Consider the following 16,441-nt stretch of genomic DNA (forward strand, 5'->3'; position numbering starts at 1 on the left):
CTTAAAACCAGCATTTTATTTGTTAAAGTTTTATTTGACAAAATATTCTGAATTATAATAAGATTAATCCAGAAATTTCAAAAAAACTACATACCATAACTGTATCTTCATTCACTTACATACTCTTTTCCAATAGGCTCGTACTATATTCGCAGTTATGGAGATGAAAACTAAAGGAGGAGAGTTCAAAGTGAAGTCATTATTACGAAAAAAAGCGCTTAGTACTGAATCACCACGGCAGCTAGATAGAACATTAACGGCACTCGATTTAACGTTTTTAGGAATCGGCGCTGTAATTGGGACAGGGATTTTTGTATTAACAGGTATTGTAGCAGCAAAACATTCTGGTCCTGGTATTATGCTATCATTCCTTATTGCTGCATTTACTTGTGCTTGTGTAGCATTTTGTTATGCCGAATTCGCTTCTTCTATACCAGTCTCAGGAAGTGTTTATACTTATGCATACATGACCGTCGGAGAAGTTGTCGCCTTCATCGTTGGTTGGTGTTTAATGCTCGAATATTTACTCGCAGTTGCAGCAGTAGCTGTTGGCTGGTCTGGATATTTACAATCATTGCTTCAAGGATTCAATGTACACCTTCCCGCCATTATTTCCTCGGCTCCTGGAACGGGAAAAGGTGGTCTCATTGATTTACCAGCTGTTTGTATTTTACTTCTCATTACTGGGCTTTTAAGTTTTGGTATACGTGAAAGCGCACGCATTAATAATGTTATGGTCCTTATAAAATTAGCAGTTATTATCGCCTTTATCGTGGCAGGCGCAAAATATATAAAACCTGAAAATTGGACACCGTTCATTCCATTCGGGTACGACGGTATTATTACTGGAGCTGCCACTGTCTTCTTCGCATTTTTAGGTTTTGATGCAATCGCAACCGCTGCAGAAGAAACGAAAAAACCGCAGCGTGACTTACCAATCGGTATTATCGGTTCCCTTCTCATTTGTACAGTTTTATACATGATCGTATCTTTCGTTTTAACAGGTATGGTTCCTTATACGCAATTAGACGTTTCTGATCCTGTTGCATTTGCACTGCATTTCGTCGGTGAAGATACTATTGCGGGGCTACTTGCAGTTGGTGCGATGACAGGAATGACAACCGTTCTTTTAGTCGTTATGTATGGACAAGTTCGCGTTTCGTATGCAATGAGCCGAGACGGTTTACTGCCAAAAGCATTAGCACGCGTAAATAAAAAAGTAAAAATCCCTTTACTAAACACATGGATTACTGGGATATTTGCAGCTTTATTAGCAGGACTTTTAGATCTACATTTACTAGCGAATTTAGTAAACATCGGTACGTTAACAGCCTTCACATTCGTTTGCTTTGCTGTACTTATTTTACGGAAAACTCATCCCGATTTAAAACGTGGCTTCCGTGCACCACTCGTACCTGTACTACCAGTTGTCGCTATTCTTTGTTGTTTATATTTAATGATTAATTTGTCTAAAACGACATGGATCAGCTTTGCAGTCTGGCTTATAATCGGTTTATGCGTCTACTTTTTCTACTCTAGAAAACATAGTCATTTAGCTAATGAAAAAACAAATGATGAGAAGAAAAAAGCGTAATAAAATAGCTCGCCTATGAAACGGCGAGCTATTTTCATGTCTATTATGTTTTTTAGTTAACGATTGTAAACTGAAAAATATACCGATGCAAGTTAGTACATAACCTGCTACTTTTGTATACTTCTTCACCCTTACTTCGCCTCTTTCTTTTTCTTTCTCCACGCGTTTACACTATCAAAGAAAAAGTTAATAAATAGCGTTCCTAATCCAGCTAATAAAAATGTCATTAAAAATAGAACCCATATACTTTTATCTTTTAATAAATAATATCCTACAAGGAGCACAACGGCGATCCATACATATTCAAGAATTCTCTTTAGCTTTTTCTCTTCCAAATTATTCGCTCCCTTTTTCTATACTACTTTTAGTATAACAAAAAAGAAGCCTATCATGATAAGCTTCTTTTTCTTATACCTTATTTGTTGATGCTTTTTTCAACAAGTGAAATAGCGTGCTCTAGCGTACGATTCATTGATTCCACATACTCATCTTTTACATTTTTATCTTTTAACACAGATTCTGCAACTGTGATTTTTTGACTTAATGATTTAACAGAACCGTCTGTTACATTTCCATCTTGCGCTTTCTTTACTAAAGCTTTTGCAGATTCAATATTCACTTGTAATTTTTCTTTCGGTGTTTTTGGCTGTTCTTCTGCTACCTTTGATTGTACAAATGTTTGGTTTGCTGTTTTTAATTCATTATACATTTGAACAATTTGTTCTCCTGTACTTGCTATATTCTCAAACACTTTCTTTGCATTGTCATAACTTCTTTGTAATTCGTTAAAAGCTGCTTGTGAATACTGACCTGGTTTTTCACCAAATTCATAAGTACCAGCTAACACTTCTTTCACTTTTCCACTCTCTTCATATAACGCATTTACTTGCTCTAATTTTGTACGATTAGAAAACTCGTTATATGCTGCTACTACTTCTGAAGAACTTAATGCTTTACTATATAATTTTGCTAACGCAATTTGTCCATTTAACGGAATACCGCCATTTCCATTGCTATCAGGATCTGCACCAAATGCGAATGGTACGTTCGGGTGATATACTTTCCCTTGAGCTGGCTGACTATTTACTTTTTTACCATCTACATAAATTGCTACTTCACTTCCATTATACGTTCCTGTTAAATGATACGTTTTGTTTGCTTCTAATTGAACGCCCACACGTTTATAACTTCCGCCAATATGAGCCCATAATTCTACATATCCACTTCCTGTAGACTCAAAACCAATTCCACCGCTCTCTGTATTTTGCAAAATACCTTGTCCGCGAATTTCATTCATTGAAAATACAGTTTCTAACGTAAATGAATTTGCTACTTTTTCTTTTTGTGTTGCTGAAAATGGAAGGTACCCAAATGTATTTGCTTTTCCATTTAATTTCATTACATTTGTTTTCAACGCTTTATCATATTCAATAGATACATTGCCTTTCACATCACCTTTTGTTCCAAACGGTGAGTTATCTTTAAATGTACCATCTAAGAAATTCACATCAAAAACGTCTGCCTTTGGTACTTTCACATTCGGATCAATATTATCTTTTTTCGTTGTGATTTCTGCAGTTAACGGTTGCGCACTTTCATTGCCAAACGAATCAATTGCAACCACTTCAAGTGTATATGTTTTCCCACCATCTAATCCAGCAAGCGTAAATGTAAGTTCTTTCGGCACTGGATCACGATAAAACTCAGAGAACGCTAATAGCTTATTTTTAATCTCACCTGTTTGTTTATCCTTTGCTTGCAAGCGATAAGAATGAACAAGAAGGTTGTCCAACGCTTGCAGGAATGTTACTGTTGCCGCATTTTCCGTTACATTTGATACAGCAAGCTTTGCATCCTTCGCAAAGTATGGCTTTTCTTTATCACGATCTTCTACATAGTTGAATCCTTCTTTTTTCGTTGGTAATTTAATTTTCCAAGGCTCACCTGTCCAAGAGTTTGTATGGAAATCACGGCGATTAATTGTTACCTCTTTGTCATCTACCTCTACCAATAAACCTTGGCTTAATGTACTAGCTCCTGGCGGGATATTCCCTTGTACTTTACCGCCTTCAACTTCCATATAGCTTACAGAAGATGTTCCAACAGACGTAAAGTCTTTTTGATGAATCGATCTTGGATCATCTAACGGATAATGTGAATGACCTGAAAACGTAATTACTTGTGGGTATTCTTTTAATACCGCATTAATTTTTGCACTATCTTTCGTTCCCCATTCTTGGCTACCGTACACTGTATCTTTAATATGTTGATGTAAAAACACAAAAATCGGTTTTTCTGGATCATCTTTTTGTGCCTTTGCCATTTCTTCTTTTAACCAATTAATTTGCTTGTCCGAATAATAGCCATGTGTTGTCCCATCCTCTGGAGACATAACAAGGAAATGATACCCTTTTACCACTTTATGATAATAAATCGATTCCATTCCTGTCTTTTCTAAGAAACGCTTCTGTGCTCCCTCTACAGATAAGCCGTTCCAATAATCATGATTACCTAGAGAATTCATTCGTACCGCATCTTTATTTGCATTTTCGTTATACACTTGCATGAAACGATCATATTGCTTTACTGAACCCGAATCAGTAAAATCACCTACAATGACAAACGCATCTTGCTTTGGTGCAAGCGTATTAAATTGCTCAATCGCTCTTTTCCAGCGGAACGTATCATCTGTTCCACTATCTTTAATATGCACATCACTTACAACTGGGAAAACGATTTTCTTCTCACTTGGTGCCTTTTCTTGCTTTTTCTCTTCCGCTTTAACCGATGTACTCCACGGAAATGATACAAATGCCAATACAAACACCATTAATAATCCAATAAGACCTTTTACTTTTCTTAAAGCAGTTCTTTCCACGTGAATCCTCCTCATAATAATTGATTCATTACAAGAGCTATTTTATCTAAAACATATTAATGTCGTTTAAATAACAAATGAATTTTATTAGATTTTTGTAAACATACAGTTAATTAGGTGTTAAGTCCAACATTACTCGTACTATTGTATACAAACACCTTTTGTCTAAAAGAGTCTGATTATTCTTTTCCCATGTCTATTTACATATAATCTTTTCTATAACATTAATGATAAGTTAAGCTGTAAGCCTATTAGACAATCTTAATTTTAAAAATTTTCTTCTTTTCTTAACACATCGGCCATGCTTCTACATTTAATAGTAGTAAAAGACAACTTAAAAAGGAGGGGTTGTATTGAAAAACAAAAAAAATATTGGTTGTTTTGCTCCTTTATCTATCATTTGTCCAGCCCCTTGTCCACCGCCCCCTCCTCCAAATCCAAGTTGCGAACGAGTAACAAATGAATTTGCAGGAAACTTCCTCATAACTAATAACACTATTCCCTCTACCAAAGATGCATCACCATCAATGATACTGTGGCAAAGTGATGGGATACTACTTATATCAGGTACTGTCTCGGTTTATAATAGTACTAGCAGCACTGAAGCAATTACAATTCAAATCGTCGGAGCAGTAACCAATATTTTCACTGTGTTTCCTGGTAATACAATGTCTTACACAGGAAAAGATTTACAATCCGTAAGTGTTATCAATATACAAAATAATCCTTCACTATATTTAGAAGGCAAGTACTGTTGCCAATTTACATGTTGTTTATAAAATAACTATTTCATTCCTTCTCCAACAAAAAAGCATACCATTTCGGTATGCTTTTTTATGAAATCGGATAACGTACTGTAATACAAAACTCTCCTTGATTAACCGTTGTTCCCGTCGTAGTAATTCGAACAGTAGTAAAATGTCGCACTGTGAAAGTACCACTACTTTGCGGTTGTACAGTAATCGTATCAACTACTGTAGCACCTACTAAAAAATCAACGGTAATCGGGTTTGCGCCTACATCATATTTCACGTAACCTGAACCGTACACTTCTTGTGTAATATTATTCGTGTATACAATTTGAGTACCAGCACCTGTAATAGACCAGTCTGTACATACTTGATCTTGCACAAGCGTTTTATTAGAACAACAAGACAAACTGGAACTTCTCATTCCCATTTTGATCCTCCCCTATTCTACTATGAAAGTGGATAACGTGTTGTAATACAAAATTCTCCTTGATACGTTCCAGCAGGTGTTGCAGGTAACACAACTTATATACTAGCAAAGCGACGATACGTAAAAGCAATACTCGTTCCTGGGTTTAATGTTTGTGTATCAATTGTAGCCCCAGCAGAATCAAGTGCTTCTACAGTAATTGGGCCTGGTCCAACATCATATTTAACAAAACCAGTACCAATTACATTTTGGTTAATATTATTTGTATAGAGAACATTATCAATTGCTGTTGCAACTACAGTAGCAGACCACGGACTACACACTTTATCTTGCACATAATTTTTATCTGGACAACAAGTTAACGCTGCCCCTGAGCACTCACAAGACATAGTTGTTTCCCCTCTCTCTTTTATATTCCCTATATGTGTATGTCCTTTAGAGTCCTTTGCCTGTATTATTCATCTATATTCACCAAAAATTATGCACCTTTATCTTTAAATAGATTCCGTTTTGTCCCTCTTTTTCATAAATTTATAGATTAAAATACCACCTACAATAATAAGCACGACTGCTAATATCGGTAGCATATATTGTCCAACAACATCCGCTGCTTTTTTCCAATGCGGACCTAATTTCATTCCAAAATAAATATACAAAGTCGTTAACGGGAACATTGCTACAAATGTATATATGCTAAATTTCCATATATTCATTTTCGCCATACCACATGGAACGGAAATAAGTGTTCGAACTCCCGGAATGAAGCGTCCTAAAAATGCTACAACCGGCCCATATTTCTCAAAGAAATCATCTGCTTTTTGAATTTGTTCTTCTTTAATAAAGAAGTATTTCCCGTATTTTATTAATAGAGGACGACCACCGTAATAACCGAGTGCATATAACGTTAATGGGCCTGTCGTTCCACCGATTGTTCCGGCTAACACAGCTAGCCAAAAATTCATATCCCCCTCGTATACCCAATACCCAACAAGAGGTAAAACTACCTCTGCTGGAATAAATTCAAAAGTTAAAGCTAACACAACTCCAAAATAAGAAAACTGCTTTAAATACTCGATTATATCTAAAATAATTTGCTCCATACTTTTAGCCCCTATCCCACATTTACATTATGTTTTTCTTGCAATTGTACTGGCGCCATCTTTACGATTCGGTTCAAAATGAATAAAACAATTCCAATATCATCTAAAATACCGATAAACGGTAAAAAGTCTGGAATTAAATCGAGTGGCATAGCAACGTAACCAACTAAAAAAGCAATAGATAAGATTTTCTTCTTTATTGAAACCTCTTTTGAAGTGAAAAAGTCAAATAAAAATGGAACAAAACGGCGGACATGAAATACAACTCTTAATCTACTTATAAGTTTTTTCATTTTATATCTCCTCTCTTTGTATACAAAAAGGACCCCACCAATATGGTAAGGGTCCTAAAAAAGACATAAGGGGCCTTTACCATTGCTGGTAAAGGTCTCACTAACAACGAAACGTTGCCAATAAAGCCGAGGGTTTCTCCCTGTAATGACGACTTTATTGTAATAAGTTACTCCCCTTTATATACACAATTTTATACAATCACATTAAAATATTTGGAGAGGCTTGTCAATATTTTTTTCATTCGCCATTAAGATTATTACATTACAAAAGACTCTATTCTGTATTCTCTTTTGATACAATTTGGAGTTTAAAACAATCTGGGTCATAAACACTTATTCTTACTTCTTCACCATAGCATTCCTCTGCAAATGATATTTTATAAAACTCTAACTTTTTCTTTATTCGCTCGATATTTGTAGTTTTTAAAAATATTTCCTTCACTGATGATGTGACAGTCTCTCTGTACTTCCCAAAATTCCGATTTACAACAAAACAAATTCTCGTCGAACCAATATCATACCAAACACCTGTTACACGTAATTGTGGTCTTTCCTTGCTCGGTTTAAAACCTAAAATTCCTTCATAAAAATATAATGTTTCCTTTAAGTTTTTAGATTCTAATACAATACATGTTGTAATACTATCCATCCGCACTCCCCCTGTCTCTATTAGTTTTCTATATGAGTCATAATTTACAATTATGTACGAATACAATACATAGTGATGAATATTTCATTTATAAAGGAGGAGTGTAACATGGATAAATTCATGAAATCCTTCATACCTTATCACGGCCCAAACGATCCTTGTCCTCCAATCGGAAAAAAATATTACTCAACTCCCCCCCACTTATACATGGGCTTTCAACCAACTAATTTACCGCAATTCCCACCAAAAGAGGCTTTAAGAAAAGGGACTCTATGGCCTGCATTTTATGATTATTATGAAAACCCTCACAAAAAAGGACGGTGAACAAAAACGTGACACAAACATTGCCTGATGAATATTACAAATGGATTGAAGAACTACAAGAATTTGATTTTGTATTAGTTGAACTTACCCTCTATTTAGATACGCATCCAGACGATACTGCAACTATAAATCAATTCAACGATTTCTCCTATAAACGAAGAGTATTACAACAAAAAATTGAAGAAAAATACGGTCCACTTCAGCAGTTTGGAAATAGTTATTCAAATGCTCCATGGGAATGGAGTAAAGGACCTTGGCCATGGCAAATATAACGTAAAACTTTCATTAGTTTTGAATTCTTTAATCCAAATCATTATGAAGCCTACTATACATTCCCTGCTATTTCTTCGCCTAGAAGAATGCTTATTACTGTCCATTAACACAAGATGAAGGAGAGAAAATATGTGGATTTATGAAAAAAAATTGCAATACCCTGTTAAAGTGAGCACTTGTAATCCAGCACTTGCAAAGTTATTAGTTGAACAATATGGTGGTGCAGACGGTGAGTTAGCCGCTGCCCTTCGCTACTTAAATCAACGTTATACAATTCCTGACAAAGTTGTTGGCTTACTAACCGATATTGGTACAGAAGAGTTCGCACATTTAGAAATGATTGCTACAATGATTTATAAATTAACAAAAGATGCAACACCTGAACAAATGAAAGCTGCTGGATTAGATGCACAATATGCTAATCATGATAGTGCGTTGTTTTATCATAATGCTGGTGGTGTTCCCTTTACTGCTACTTACATTCAAGCAAAAGGAGATCCTATCGCAGATTTATATGAGGATATTGCAGCTGAAGAAAAAGCACGAGCAACCTATCAATGGCTAATTGATTTATCAGATGATCCCGACATAAATGATAGCTTACGCTTTTTACGCGAACGAGAAATTGTTCATTCACAACGCTTCCGAGAAGCAGTAGAAATTTTAAAAGAAGAGCGTGATCGAAAAATTTATTTTTAACACACATATCCTAGCGATATGTGTGTTTTTATGTTAAAAGTTAAATCCTTCCTTATTAACATATAAATAGAATATTTATTCAGTTTTACGCATTATTTTAAAATATTTTCAAAATTCCCTATTGCTTTCTAGTCATCAGACCTTTAAAATAATAACAGTTACTCGACAAATTATTTGAATTTTCGACAAAAACACTCATTAGGAGGCTTTTCTTTATATGCGTACAACTTTAAAACCAGCGCAAATACTTTCGATTAGTTTACTACTATTCGCAGTTTTCTTCGGTGCTGGTAATATGATTTTCCCGCCACTTCTCGGACTTTCTTCAGGAGAAAATATGTTGGTTTCCATTACAGGATTTATTATTACAGACGTCGGTTTATCTTTACTTGCTATCGTTGCTGTTGCCCTTGCCGGTGGTAGTTTTAACACTTTAGCGAGCCGTGTTCATCCAAAATTCGCAGCAATATTCGCTATCATTATTTATCTCTCAATCGGCCCACTATTTGTTATTCCACGAACTGGATCTGTATCTTACGAAATTGGGATCGCACCACTTTTCCCAGATCAATGGTACTCTATGTTAGTCTTTAGTGCGATTTTCTTTACAGTCGTCTACTTCTTATCATTAAATCCATCCAAATTAGTAGATCATATCGGTAAAATATTAACACCAATTTTACTTGGCATTATTGCAATTATGGCAACAAAAGCAATTCTTTCGCCAGGATCGTTCGCAGAACCTATTGGCGACTATAAAGACATCCCATTTTTCACAGGATTTCTCGAAGGCTTTTTAACATTAGATGCAATCGGTGCTCTCGTACTATCAACAATTGTTGTAAATGCAATTCGCCAAAATGGTATACAAGAGAAAAAATCGATTGCGAAATATACAATTATTTGCGGAAGCATTGCTGCCCTTTTCTTAACAGTTGTTTATTTCTTACTCGGTTATATCGGAGCTTCAAACGGAAACTTAGGACAATTCGAAAACGGTGGTCAGCTATTAGCAACCGTTATGTATCAATTCTTTGGGACAAGCGGTAACATTTTATTAAGCATCGCGATTATAGCTGCTTGTTTAACGACTGCAATCGGTGTTGTAAGTGCATTCGCCAACCATTTCACAACAGTATTAACAAATGTTTCATACAAGAAGCTTGTACTATACGTTTGTATCTTTAGCTTTATTATTTCAAACTTAGGATTAAGCTTATTAATCAAAATTACATTACCTGTATTAATTATTTTGTACCCAATTACAATCATTTTAATTTTCGTATCATTTATTGATAAATATACGAAACGTAAACCTTCTGTCTATATCGGAGCGATGATCGCGGCATTCATTATTAGCTGTATTCATGCACTTGATAATATGGGAATGATTCCAAGTTTTATCGCTAATATCGTACACACAATTCCTCTTTACAACTTAGGAATCGGCTGGATCGTTCCAGCAATAATTGGTGGAATAATCGGATACTGTATTCCGCAAACAGAAGCTGAAGGCGAAATTTCTGCAAAATAGAAAGAAGCAAGCATTGATTATGCTTGCTTCTTTTTTATTTTCACATCGTATGTTTAAACGTAAATAGCTCTTCTTTTGACTGCACAGCAGGTTGTTCCTCTTCTACATCCGTCTTCTTTCTCTCTCCCCCTAATCGAACTTTCATCATCGCTTCTTCTATACTTTTCACAATCATATTTCCTGAAAAAATAGTAAGCCCGAAAAATGTAATTGGGACAAGAGGAATCCATGGATGCACTGTTAATGATCTAAAATAAACTCCTATTAAACCTGACCATTCATGTGTGTAAGAGTCTAATTCTTCTACCGGTCCTAAAAACTTAACAGTTCCGCCAAAGAACACTTCCAGTAACCCTAAGTGCAGTAAAATAGTAAGAGTCTGTGTAAACTGTTGAAGAAATACGAGTATAAACGTCATATAGAGATGCGGAAAAAGATGCTTTATAACAATATGTCTTCTCGATCCACCTAATATGCGCGCGGCATCAATAAATTCTTCTGTTTGTAATTTACGAACTTCCTTCGCAACATACAATGCAATAACTGGCATCGCAAGCATTACAAGTAATACAACTTGAAACGAAGCCCTTTCAAAAAAAGTTGTTGTTTCCTCTCCACTTCCAAAGGTATTCACAGATTGAAGAAAGAAATACGCAATCATAACTGTCGGAATAACTGTGAAACTATCAAAAAAAGCCTCAATCTTCGAAAAGCCTCTTTTTATATATGTTCCGAGCACAACACCGAAAAACACACCTATTACCATTCTAAGTGCCGCAATTAAAATAGATATACCAATCGTCCATTTCGCGCCTTCAATGACTAAATGTAAAAGGTCATATCCTTTCCGGTCTGTCCCGAGTAAAAATTGTAATGAAGGTGAAAACGGTGGCACTTCTGGATTGCCAGCCGCATCATATTGCAGTGTAACTTTTTTAATCTGTCCATCATTCCATATCGTATTTCCGATGCTCAAAAGAACTAATATGAGAAGAAACCCAATGCTTATCCAAAATCTTTTATCGCGTTTTATATACGTCCACATATTATAATCTCTCCTTCATTGCAGCTGGAATGAGATAATGAAACAATTTAAATAAAATAAAAATCGGAATATAAATAAGAAGTACACTAACGATGAAAACCTCAACCCTAATACCCTCATACGATTTCAAAAACATAAAAATACCACCCGTATTAAAAATCCACTCTATAATATATAAATTGGATAACATAAAAAAAATATTCGTTTTCGCAAAGAAAAGTGTACTAAGCAACACATTTCGTAAAATATGACGATTTAAAATATGAAAGCGATTCAGCCCTTTCGCCTTAGCAAATAGTACATAATCTTTTTCTAGTTCATTTTCAAAACGAAGCACTAACATTTTTACAAACATAATCGTAGTCGGTATACTCAAACAAAATATTGGCAATCCTCTAATCGACTCGCCTCCAATTGACGCAATTTGAAAAGGTAAAAAACCCGTTTGTTTAAAAAACCATATAACTAAAATTTGTGATCCTAAAATAAGAAGAATGTCTGGAATGGACTCTAGGAAGATGAGAAATGATTTAATTCGATGTTGTATACGCGGCGAACTACTCATAATCACATAAACAATACAAAATGCTACAAATAATGAAATGAAAAAAGAGGCTAAAAAAATAACAATCGTTTCTTTATAATGGACAAACAATTGCGGAAACAAAAATTTATCTCTCACATATTGCAAATTGGAGATATCCATTAAGTTCGCAAATACTTCTTTTAAACTCTTTATGTACTTTGATGCATTCAGCTCAAATCCATAAAATAATTTCGGCAGTGTCCCTAAACAAATAATACCCAAAATCGAAATAAGAAATTGAATCGTCATTTCCATCCCATTCAAAAAAACTTTTTTGACCATTTTTCCCCTTCTCTCTCTATGATTTACCCTTTAATTTTATTCTTAATTTTCTGGATTGTAAATATTTATACAAAAAACCACTAGGTTATGATCCTAGTGGTTCTTTATGCACATGTTTTTCTCTTTTCGAAAACGGCATATACAAAATAAAACATCCAGTAAGAGCAGCAATTTCTAATGAAATAATATAGTAAGGATGTGGCCCTAACATATCGAGTAATGAGGCAGTTTCTGGCTTATGAGCTAAAAACATATAATTACCACCCGTTTTAAAATTCACAAACGAAACGATAGGAATTAATACGTTTAAAAATATCATCGTCCGTTTAATAGACTGCAAAGTAGGACGATACCCTTCCACCCAAGTCATAAAGAGCGGTGCCCAAATGAGCAGTATATGTGCGACAAAATATTCAATGAAACGAAAATGCGGAAAAGCATACTGCAAGTTTAGTGTTAAAATGGCTTGTGATGCACCGATAATTCCTGTAAAAAACACAATCTCATATATTCGATAACTTTTCGTTACAATCATAATTGATGCTAACAATAAACTAATTGTACATAACTCAAATGGTAATGAAGTGCCTAACTCAAAAATCCCTGCTTTCCATTCCCACATATGAAGTCCAATTTCACTTCCTATAAATAGAAATGCAATCGCATATCGAACCGTTATATTCCACTCACTTTGACGTAATACATCTTGGTATTGATATAGAAAAAATATCCCCACCAACATAATAAATAATATAATGGCATGTTGCCTTGAGTATGGAATAAATGGTTTTAATGGATGCGCACTAAAATAAGCTTCCATCTTCCTTCCTCCTCTCCTTCATACAATATTATTGTAGGAAAGAAACAACGAGTCAATTCATTTGCTTAATCTAGGACAACCTCTACCTTACATTTACATATCCATACCTTACAAAACTGTAAGGTTATTGTAAGCTAAAACGATTTGTCAGATTCTTCACCTCTTCTATACTTAATGTAGATACTAAAACGAACGAAAAGGTGATAAATAGATGAAGAAGAAAAATAAAGTGTTAATTACTAGTGTAGTAGCAATCGGAATTGCGGCTGGATCATATTTTGCTTTAGCTGGCGGTAGTTCAGAAGTAGCAATGGCATATAGCGGATATAAAGTAACCGAAAAACAAATTGAAAATGCACAAAAATTTGGCGGTGAAGTTATTCCAAATGGAATTGAAACAATTTCATTCGATCCAACAAAAGGTACGTATGAATTAGCTGTTAAAAAAGGTGATGAAGTGAAAAAAGGTCAGCTTCTGTTTAAATATAATGACCCTACTGCTAAACAAGGTGTAACGGAAGCAGAAATGCAAAAGAAAATCGCACAAAAAGAAGTAACATTGTATCAAAAACAAATTGATGCAGCGAAACAAAAATTACAAAAAGATAAAAATGCTGGCCTTCCTCAGGAAGCATTAAAAGCATCGGAAATCGAAGTTCAACAATTAGAATCACAACTTGAAATGAAAAAGTTTGAAGTAGAAAAAGCTGATGAAATGATTAAAGCAGCAAAAGAGAAATTAAATACACTTTCTGTAACGAGCCCTGTTGATGGCGTAATTGATGATATCGTGAAAACTGCTGATGAAAAAACAGGTATGAGCGGCATTACACTTCGCCACGCTGGTCCATTTAAAGTAAAAGGTCAACTTTCTGAATATGAGCTTGCTAGTATGAAAGTTGGGCAAGAAGTAACTGTTTCATCAAAAACTGTCGCTGGTAAGACTTGGACAGGAAAAGTAACAGAAATCGGTTCTACACCATTAAAGAGCATGGATGAAAATAAAACTGTTTCTAATTATCAATTCACTGTCACATTAGATAATAGTGAAGAATTACAAAACGGCTTCCATGTTTACGTAACGAGTAAATCTGGAGAAGCAACTGGTACAATTGTTCCGAAAAGCAGCATTGTGAAAAAAGGTGACAAAAATGTTGTCTTCGTTGTAAAAGACGGTAAAGCGAAAGAACAAGCGGTTACTGTTGAATTCGAGACAGATAGCGAAGCAAAAGTTTCAGGAGTGAAAAAAGGAGAGCAAATTATCTCTAAACCTGAAAAAGATGTAAAAGATGGTATGGAGGTTGTCGCCCAGTGATTAATTTAAAAAGCATCACGAAATCCTTCCAAACTGGTGCAGAATCAGTTCAAATATTACACGGAATTGACGTAACACTGAACCAAGGTGAATTCACTTCTATAATGGGACCATCTGGTTCTGGTAAATCAACGTTAATGAACATTATCGGTTGCTTAGATAAACCAACTACAGGTACGTATGAATTAGCTGGTCAAAATATTTCAAATATGTCTGAAACAGAACTCGCACATGTTCGTAATAAAGAGATAGGATTCGTATTCCAAAACTTCATGTTACTACCGAGACTTACAGCACTACAAAATGTTGAATTACCTCTTATTTACGCTGGAGTCGATAAAAAAGAAAGACGTGAGCGCTCATTAGCTGCTTTAACAAAAGTAAGTTTAGCTGATCGCGCTACTCACCTGCCAAACGAATTGTCAGGTGGACAAAAGCAGCGTGTTGCGGTTGCACGTGCAATCGTAAATAACCCGAAATTCATCTTAGCCGATGAACCAACGGGTGCACTTGATACGAAAACAAGTACACAAATTATGGACCTCTTTTACGAACTAAACAAACAAGGCTCAACAATCATTATGATTACCCACGATCGTGAAATCGGGGAAGCGGCAGCACGTCAAATTGTAATTCGTGACGGAAATATCGTCCAAGATTGGAGAGGTTAATTTTGAACACGAGTGAAAATATACGCATGGCCCTTTCCTCTATCTTTGCTCATAAAATGCGTTCTATATTAACGATGTTAGGTATTATTATCGGTATTAGTGCCATTATTACTATCATTTCAATGGGTGATGGTACAAACGCAAAGTTTAAAAAAGAATTAGGCCAAGGAAAAGATACGGAAGTAACGATTTACTACAACAACCCTGATTATGGAACTGATAGTGCCAAAATCACACCTGATATGCTAAAACGTCTTCAAACTGTACCAGGCGTTAAAGATGTTTATCCAGATGTAAGTATGAAAGTAAAAGCATCTTCTGGTTCAAAAGATGTCTCTCTTGATTTAAAAGGTGGAACAGGCGCCTTTATGACAGATTCGAAGATAAAATTAGTTCACGGTCGTGAATTAAACGACAGCGAATTAAACCAAGCGATTCCTGCTGTTATATTAAATGAAGAAGCTTTCAACAAATTATTTAATGGTTGGGAATCAAATTTATACACTGATATAAAAGGAAAACCATATAAAATAGTCGGTGTGTACGAAACGAAAAATGAATTCGGAATGGCTATGGCTGAAGGTTACACGTCACTTGAAAACGCCCCTGTAATTTCTGGAGTAAATGAATATGACTCTGTAAAACTAACACTAGTTTCTCCAGCAGAACGTAAAAGTGTAGAAAAACAAGCCGTTTCCGTTTTAAACGAAATGAAAGCTCCTAAGTTTGAACATAAATTTGAAGCCCAAGATATGGGTGAGTTTACAAAGCAATTAGATGAATCAATCGGTATGATGAAAATGGTATTCGGTGGTATTGCTGCTATCTCTTTACTTGTTGGTGGTATCGGTGTAATGAACATCATGCTTGTATCTGTAACAGAACGTACACGTGAGATTGGTATTCGTAAAGCACTTGGTGCAACGCGCGGTAAAGTATTAACGCAATTCTTAATTGAATCTTGTATTTTAACAGGACTCGGTGGTTTCATCGGATTCATGCTCGGTATTTTCTTCGCTTGGATCGTCTCAATCTTTGCCGGATGGCCACTCGTTATCTCAAAAGAACTTGGACTTCTTTCAGTAGGTATTTCAATGCTAATCGGTATTGCATTCGGTTTACTACCGGCTAACAAAGCTGCAAAACTTGATCCAATTGAATGTTTACGATATGAGTAAATAAAAAACGTAGGAGTTTAC

At 35.3% G+C, this 16,441-nt stretch carries 18 protein-coding genes and 1 pseudogene; 9 read left to right on the forward strand and 10 right to left on the reverse strand.

Annotated features, from left to right (window positions below):
* The first annotated feature begins 157 nt into the window (after positions 1 to 157).
* Positions 158 to 1,594, forward strand: coding sequence for a branched-chain amino acid transporter BcaP (gene bcaP, locus CQZ94_RS13405; RefSeq protein WP_105585787.1), 1,437 nt, complete (start codon positions 158 to 160; stop codon positions 1,592 to 1,594).
* Between the two features lie 131 nt (positions 1,595 to 1,725).
* Here the strand turns inward: bcaP and CQZ94_RS13410 are convergent, their stop codons facing one another.
* Both CQZ94_RS13410 and CQZ94_RS13415 read right to left on the reverse strand, forming a co-directional pair.
* Entirely contained in the window at positions 1,726 to 1,929 is a 204-nt protein-coding gene (locus tag CQZ94_RS13410) for a hypothetical protein (protein WP_002201657.1), read from the reverse strand.
* An 80-nt stretch (positions 1,930 to 2,009) separates the two neighbouring features.
* Complete coding sequence (locus CQZ94_RS13415; RefSeq protein ID WP_142395832.1) at positions 2,010 to 4,472, reverse strand: LamG-like jellyroll fold domain-containing protein; 2,463 nt, start codon at positions 4,470 to 4,472, stop codon at positions 2,010 to 2,012.
* A 353-nt stretch (positions 4,473 to 4,825) separates the two neighbouring features.
* On the opposite strand from CQZ94_RS13415, the gene CQZ94_RS13420 reads away from it, so the two are divergent.
* Positions 4,826 to 5,251, forward strand: coding sequence for an S-Ena type endospore appendage (locus CQZ94_RS13420; protein WP_105585789.1), 426 nt, complete (start codon positions 4,826 to 4,828; stop codon positions 5,249 to 5,251).
* A gap of 55 nt (positions 5,252 to 5,306) precedes the next feature.
* Here the strand turns inward: CQZ94_RS13420 and CQZ94_RS13425 are convergent, their stop codons facing one another.
* From CQZ94_RS13425 to CQZ94_RS13445, 5 genes and pseudogenes are all read right to left on the reverse strand, one after another.
* Positions 5,307 to 5,651 (reverse strand): DUF3992 domain-containing protein, encoded by a 345-nt coding sequence (locus CQZ94_RS13425; protein WP_105585790.1) that lies wholly within the window; start codon positions 5,649 to 5,651, stop codon positions 5,307 to 5,309.
* Positions 5,652 to 5,671: 20 nt separating this feature from the next.
* A pseudogene (locus CQZ94_RS13430) lies at positions 5,672 to 6,040 on the reverse strand (DUF3992 domain-containing protein).
* Between the two features lie 105 nt (positions 6,041 to 6,145).
* Positions 6,146 to 6,751 carry a DedA family protein gene (locus CQZ94_RS13435; protein WP_105585791.1) on the reverse strand — a complete coding sequence of 202 codons (606 nt, stop codon included), beginning with the start codon at positions 6,749 to 6,751 and terminating at the stop codon, positions 6,146 to 6,148.
* 11 nt (positions 6,752 to 6,762) lie between these two features.
* A complete protein-coding gene (locus tag CQZ94_RS13440) occupies positions 6,763 to 7,044 on the reverse strand; it encodes a YkvA family protein (RefSeq protein WP_000733844.1) in 282 nt (93 codons plus the stop codon).
* A gap of 274 nt (positions 7,045 to 7,318) precedes the next feature.
* Positions 7,319 to 7,693, reverse strand: a complete 375-nt coding sequence (locus CQZ94_RS13445; RefSeq protein ID WP_105585792.1) for a VOC family protein — start codon at positions 7,691 to 7,693, stop codon at positions 7,319 to 7,321.
* A 108-nt stretch (positions 7,694 to 7,801) separates the two neighbouring features.
* Here CQZ94_RS13445 and CQZ94_RS13450 point away from each other — a divergent pair, with 108 nt between their 5' ends.
* From CQZ94_RS13450 to brnQ2, 4 genes are all read left to right on the forward strand, one after another.
* Complete coding sequence (locus CQZ94_RS13450; RefSeq protein WP_105585793.1) at positions 7,802 to 8,017, forward strand: spore coat associated protein CotJA; 216 nt, start codon at positions 7,802 to 7,804, stop codon at positions 8,015 to 8,017.
* An 8-nt stretch (positions 8,018 to 8,025) separates the two neighbouring features.
* Positions 8,026 to 8,289, forward strand: coding sequence for a spore coat protein CotJB (locus CQZ94_RS13455; protein WP_142395833.1), 264 nt, complete (start codon positions 8,026 to 8,028; stop codon positions 8,287 to 8,289).
* Positions 8,290 to 8,419: 130 nt separating this feature from the next.
* A complete protein-coding gene (gene cotJC, locus CQZ94_RS13460) occupies positions 8,420 to 8,989 on the forward strand; it encodes a spore coat protein CotJC (protein ID WP_002170510.1) in 570 nt (189 codons plus the stop codon).
* Between the two features lie 217 nt (positions 8,990 to 9,206).
* Complete coding sequence (gene brnQ2, locus CQZ94_RS13465; RefSeq protein WP_105585795.1) at positions 9,207 to 10,523, forward strand: branched-chain amino acid transport system II carrier protein BrnQ2; 1,317 nt, start codon at positions 9,207 to 9,209, stop codon at positions 10,521 to 10,523.
* Between the two features lie 40 nt (positions 10,524 to 10,563).
* On the opposite strand, the gene CQZ94_RS13470 is transcribed toward brnQ2, so the two are convergent.
* The 3 genes from CQZ94_RS13470 to CQZ94_RS13480 all read right to left on the reverse strand — a co-directional run bounded on the left by CQZ94_RS13470 (position 10,564) and on the right by CQZ94_RS13480 (position 13,256).
* Positions 10,564 to 11,568 carry an ABC transporter permease gene (locus CQZ94_RS13470; protein WP_105585796.1) on the reverse strand — a complete coding sequence of 335 codons (1,005 nt, stop codon included), beginning with the start codon at positions 11,566 to 11,568 and terminating at the stop codon, positions 10,564 to 10,566.
* Between the two features lies 1 nt (position 11,569).
* Positions 11,570 to 12,436 carry an ABC transporter permease subunit gene (locus CQZ94_RS13475; protein WP_105585797.1) on the reverse strand — a complete coding sequence of 289 codons (867 nt, stop codon included), beginning with the start codon at positions 12,434 to 12,436 and terminating at the stop codon, positions 11,570 to 11,572.
* Between the two features lie 85 nt (positions 12,437 to 12,521).
* The gene (locus CQZ94_RS13480) at positions 12,522 to 13,256 is read right to left on the reverse strand and encodes a YwaF family protein (protein WP_105585798.1); all 735 of its coding nucleotides are present in this window, start codon (positions 13,254 to 13,256) and stop codon (positions 12,522 to 12,524) included.
* A 211-nt stretch (positions 13,257 to 13,467) separates the two neighbouring features.
* Here CQZ94_RS13480 and CQZ94_RS13485 point away from each other — a divergent pair, with 211 nt between their 5' ends.
* Genes CQZ94_RS13485 through CQZ94_RS13495 form a run of 3 tightly spaced genes read left to right on the forward strand, consistent with a single transcriptional unit; the run spans position 13,468 to position 16,420 of the window.
* On the forward strand, positions 13,468 to 14,571 hold the full coding sequence (locus CQZ94_RS13485; RefSeq protein WP_105585799.1) for an efflux RND transporter periplasmic adaptor subunit: 1,104 nt from the start codon (positions 13,468 to 13,470) through the stop codon (positions 14,569 to 14,571).
* A complete protein-coding gene (locus CQZ94_RS13490) occupies positions 14,568 to 15,242 on the forward strand; it encodes an ABC transporter ATP-binding protein (protein WP_105585800.1) in 675 nt (224 codons plus the stop codon). The genes CQZ94_RS13485 and CQZ94_RS13490 overlap by 4 nt, the downstream gene beginning before the upstream one ends.
* A gap of 26 nt (positions 15,243 to 15,268) precedes the next feature.
* Complete coding sequence (locus tag CQZ94_RS13495) at positions 15,269 to 16,420, forward strand: ABC transporter permease (protein ID WP_414429095.1); 1,152 nt, start codon at positions 15,269 to 15,271, stop codon at positions 16,418 to 16,420.
* Positions 16,421 to 16,441 lie beyond the last annotated feature (21 nt).

It is taken from the genome of Bacillus sp. MYb209 (genome assembly GCF_002975175.1).
Lineage (GTDB): Bacteria > Bacillota > Bacilli > Bacillales > Bacillaceae_G > Bacillus_A.

What these genes read in the sequence shown, in the direction of transcription:
- brnQ2 (WP_105585795.1), top strand. Translation starts at nt 9,207, where the DNA reads ATGCGTACAACTTTAAAACCAGCGCAAATACTTTCGATTAGTTTACTA.
- CQZ94_RS13470 (WP_105585796.1), bottom strand. Translation starts at nt 11,568, where the DNA reads ATGTGGACGTATATAAAACGCGATAAAAGATTTTGGATAAGCATTGGG.
- CQZ94_RS13475 (WP_105585797.1), bottom strand. Translation starts at nt 12,436, where the DNA reads ATGGTCAAAAAAGTTTTTTTGAATGGGATGGAAATGACGATTCAATTT.
- CQZ94_RS13445 (WP_105585792.1), bottom strand. Translation starts at nt 7,693, where the DNA reads ATGGATAGTATTACAACATGTATTGTATTAGAATCTAAAAACTTAAAG.
- bcaP (WP_105585787.1), top strand. Translation starts at nt 158, where the DNA reads ATGGAGATGAAAACTAAAGGAGGAGAGTTCAAAGTGAAGTCATTATTA.
- CQZ94_RS13495 (WP_414429095.1), top strand. Translation starts at nt 15,269, where the DNA reads ATGGCCCTTTCCTCTATCTTTGCTCATAAAATGCGTTCTATATTAACG.
- CQZ94_RS13425 (WP_105585790.1), bottom strand. Translation starts at nt 5,651, where the DNA reads ATGGGAATGAGAAGTTCCAGTTTGTCTTGTTGTTCTAATAAAACGCTT.
- cotJC (WP_002170510.1), top strand. Translation starts at nt 8,420, where the DNA reads ATGTGGATTTATGAAAAAAAATTGCAATACCCTGTTAAAGTGAGCACT.
- CQZ94_RS13450 (WP_105585793.1), top strand. Translation starts at nt 7,802, where the DNA reads ATGGATAAATTCATGAAATCCTTCATACCTTATCACGGCCCAAACGAT.
- CQZ94_RS13435 (WP_105585791.1), bottom strand. Translation starts at nt 6,751, where the DNA reads ATGGAGCAAATTATTTTAGATATAATCGAGTATTTAAAGCAGTTTTCT.
- CQZ94_RS13485 (WP_105585799.1), top strand. Translation starts at nt 13,468, where the DNA reads ATGAAGAAGAAAAATAAAGTGTTAATTACTAGTGTAGTAGCAATCGGA.
- CQZ94_RS13440 (WP_000733844.1), bottom strand. Translation starts at nt 7,044, where the DNA reads ATGAAAAAACTTATAAGTAGATTAAGAGTTGTATTTCATGTCCGCCGT.
- CQZ94_RS13480 (WP_105585798.1), bottom strand. Translation starts at nt 13,256, where the DNA reads ATGGAAGCTTATTTTAGTGCGCATCCATTAAAACCATTTATTCCATAC.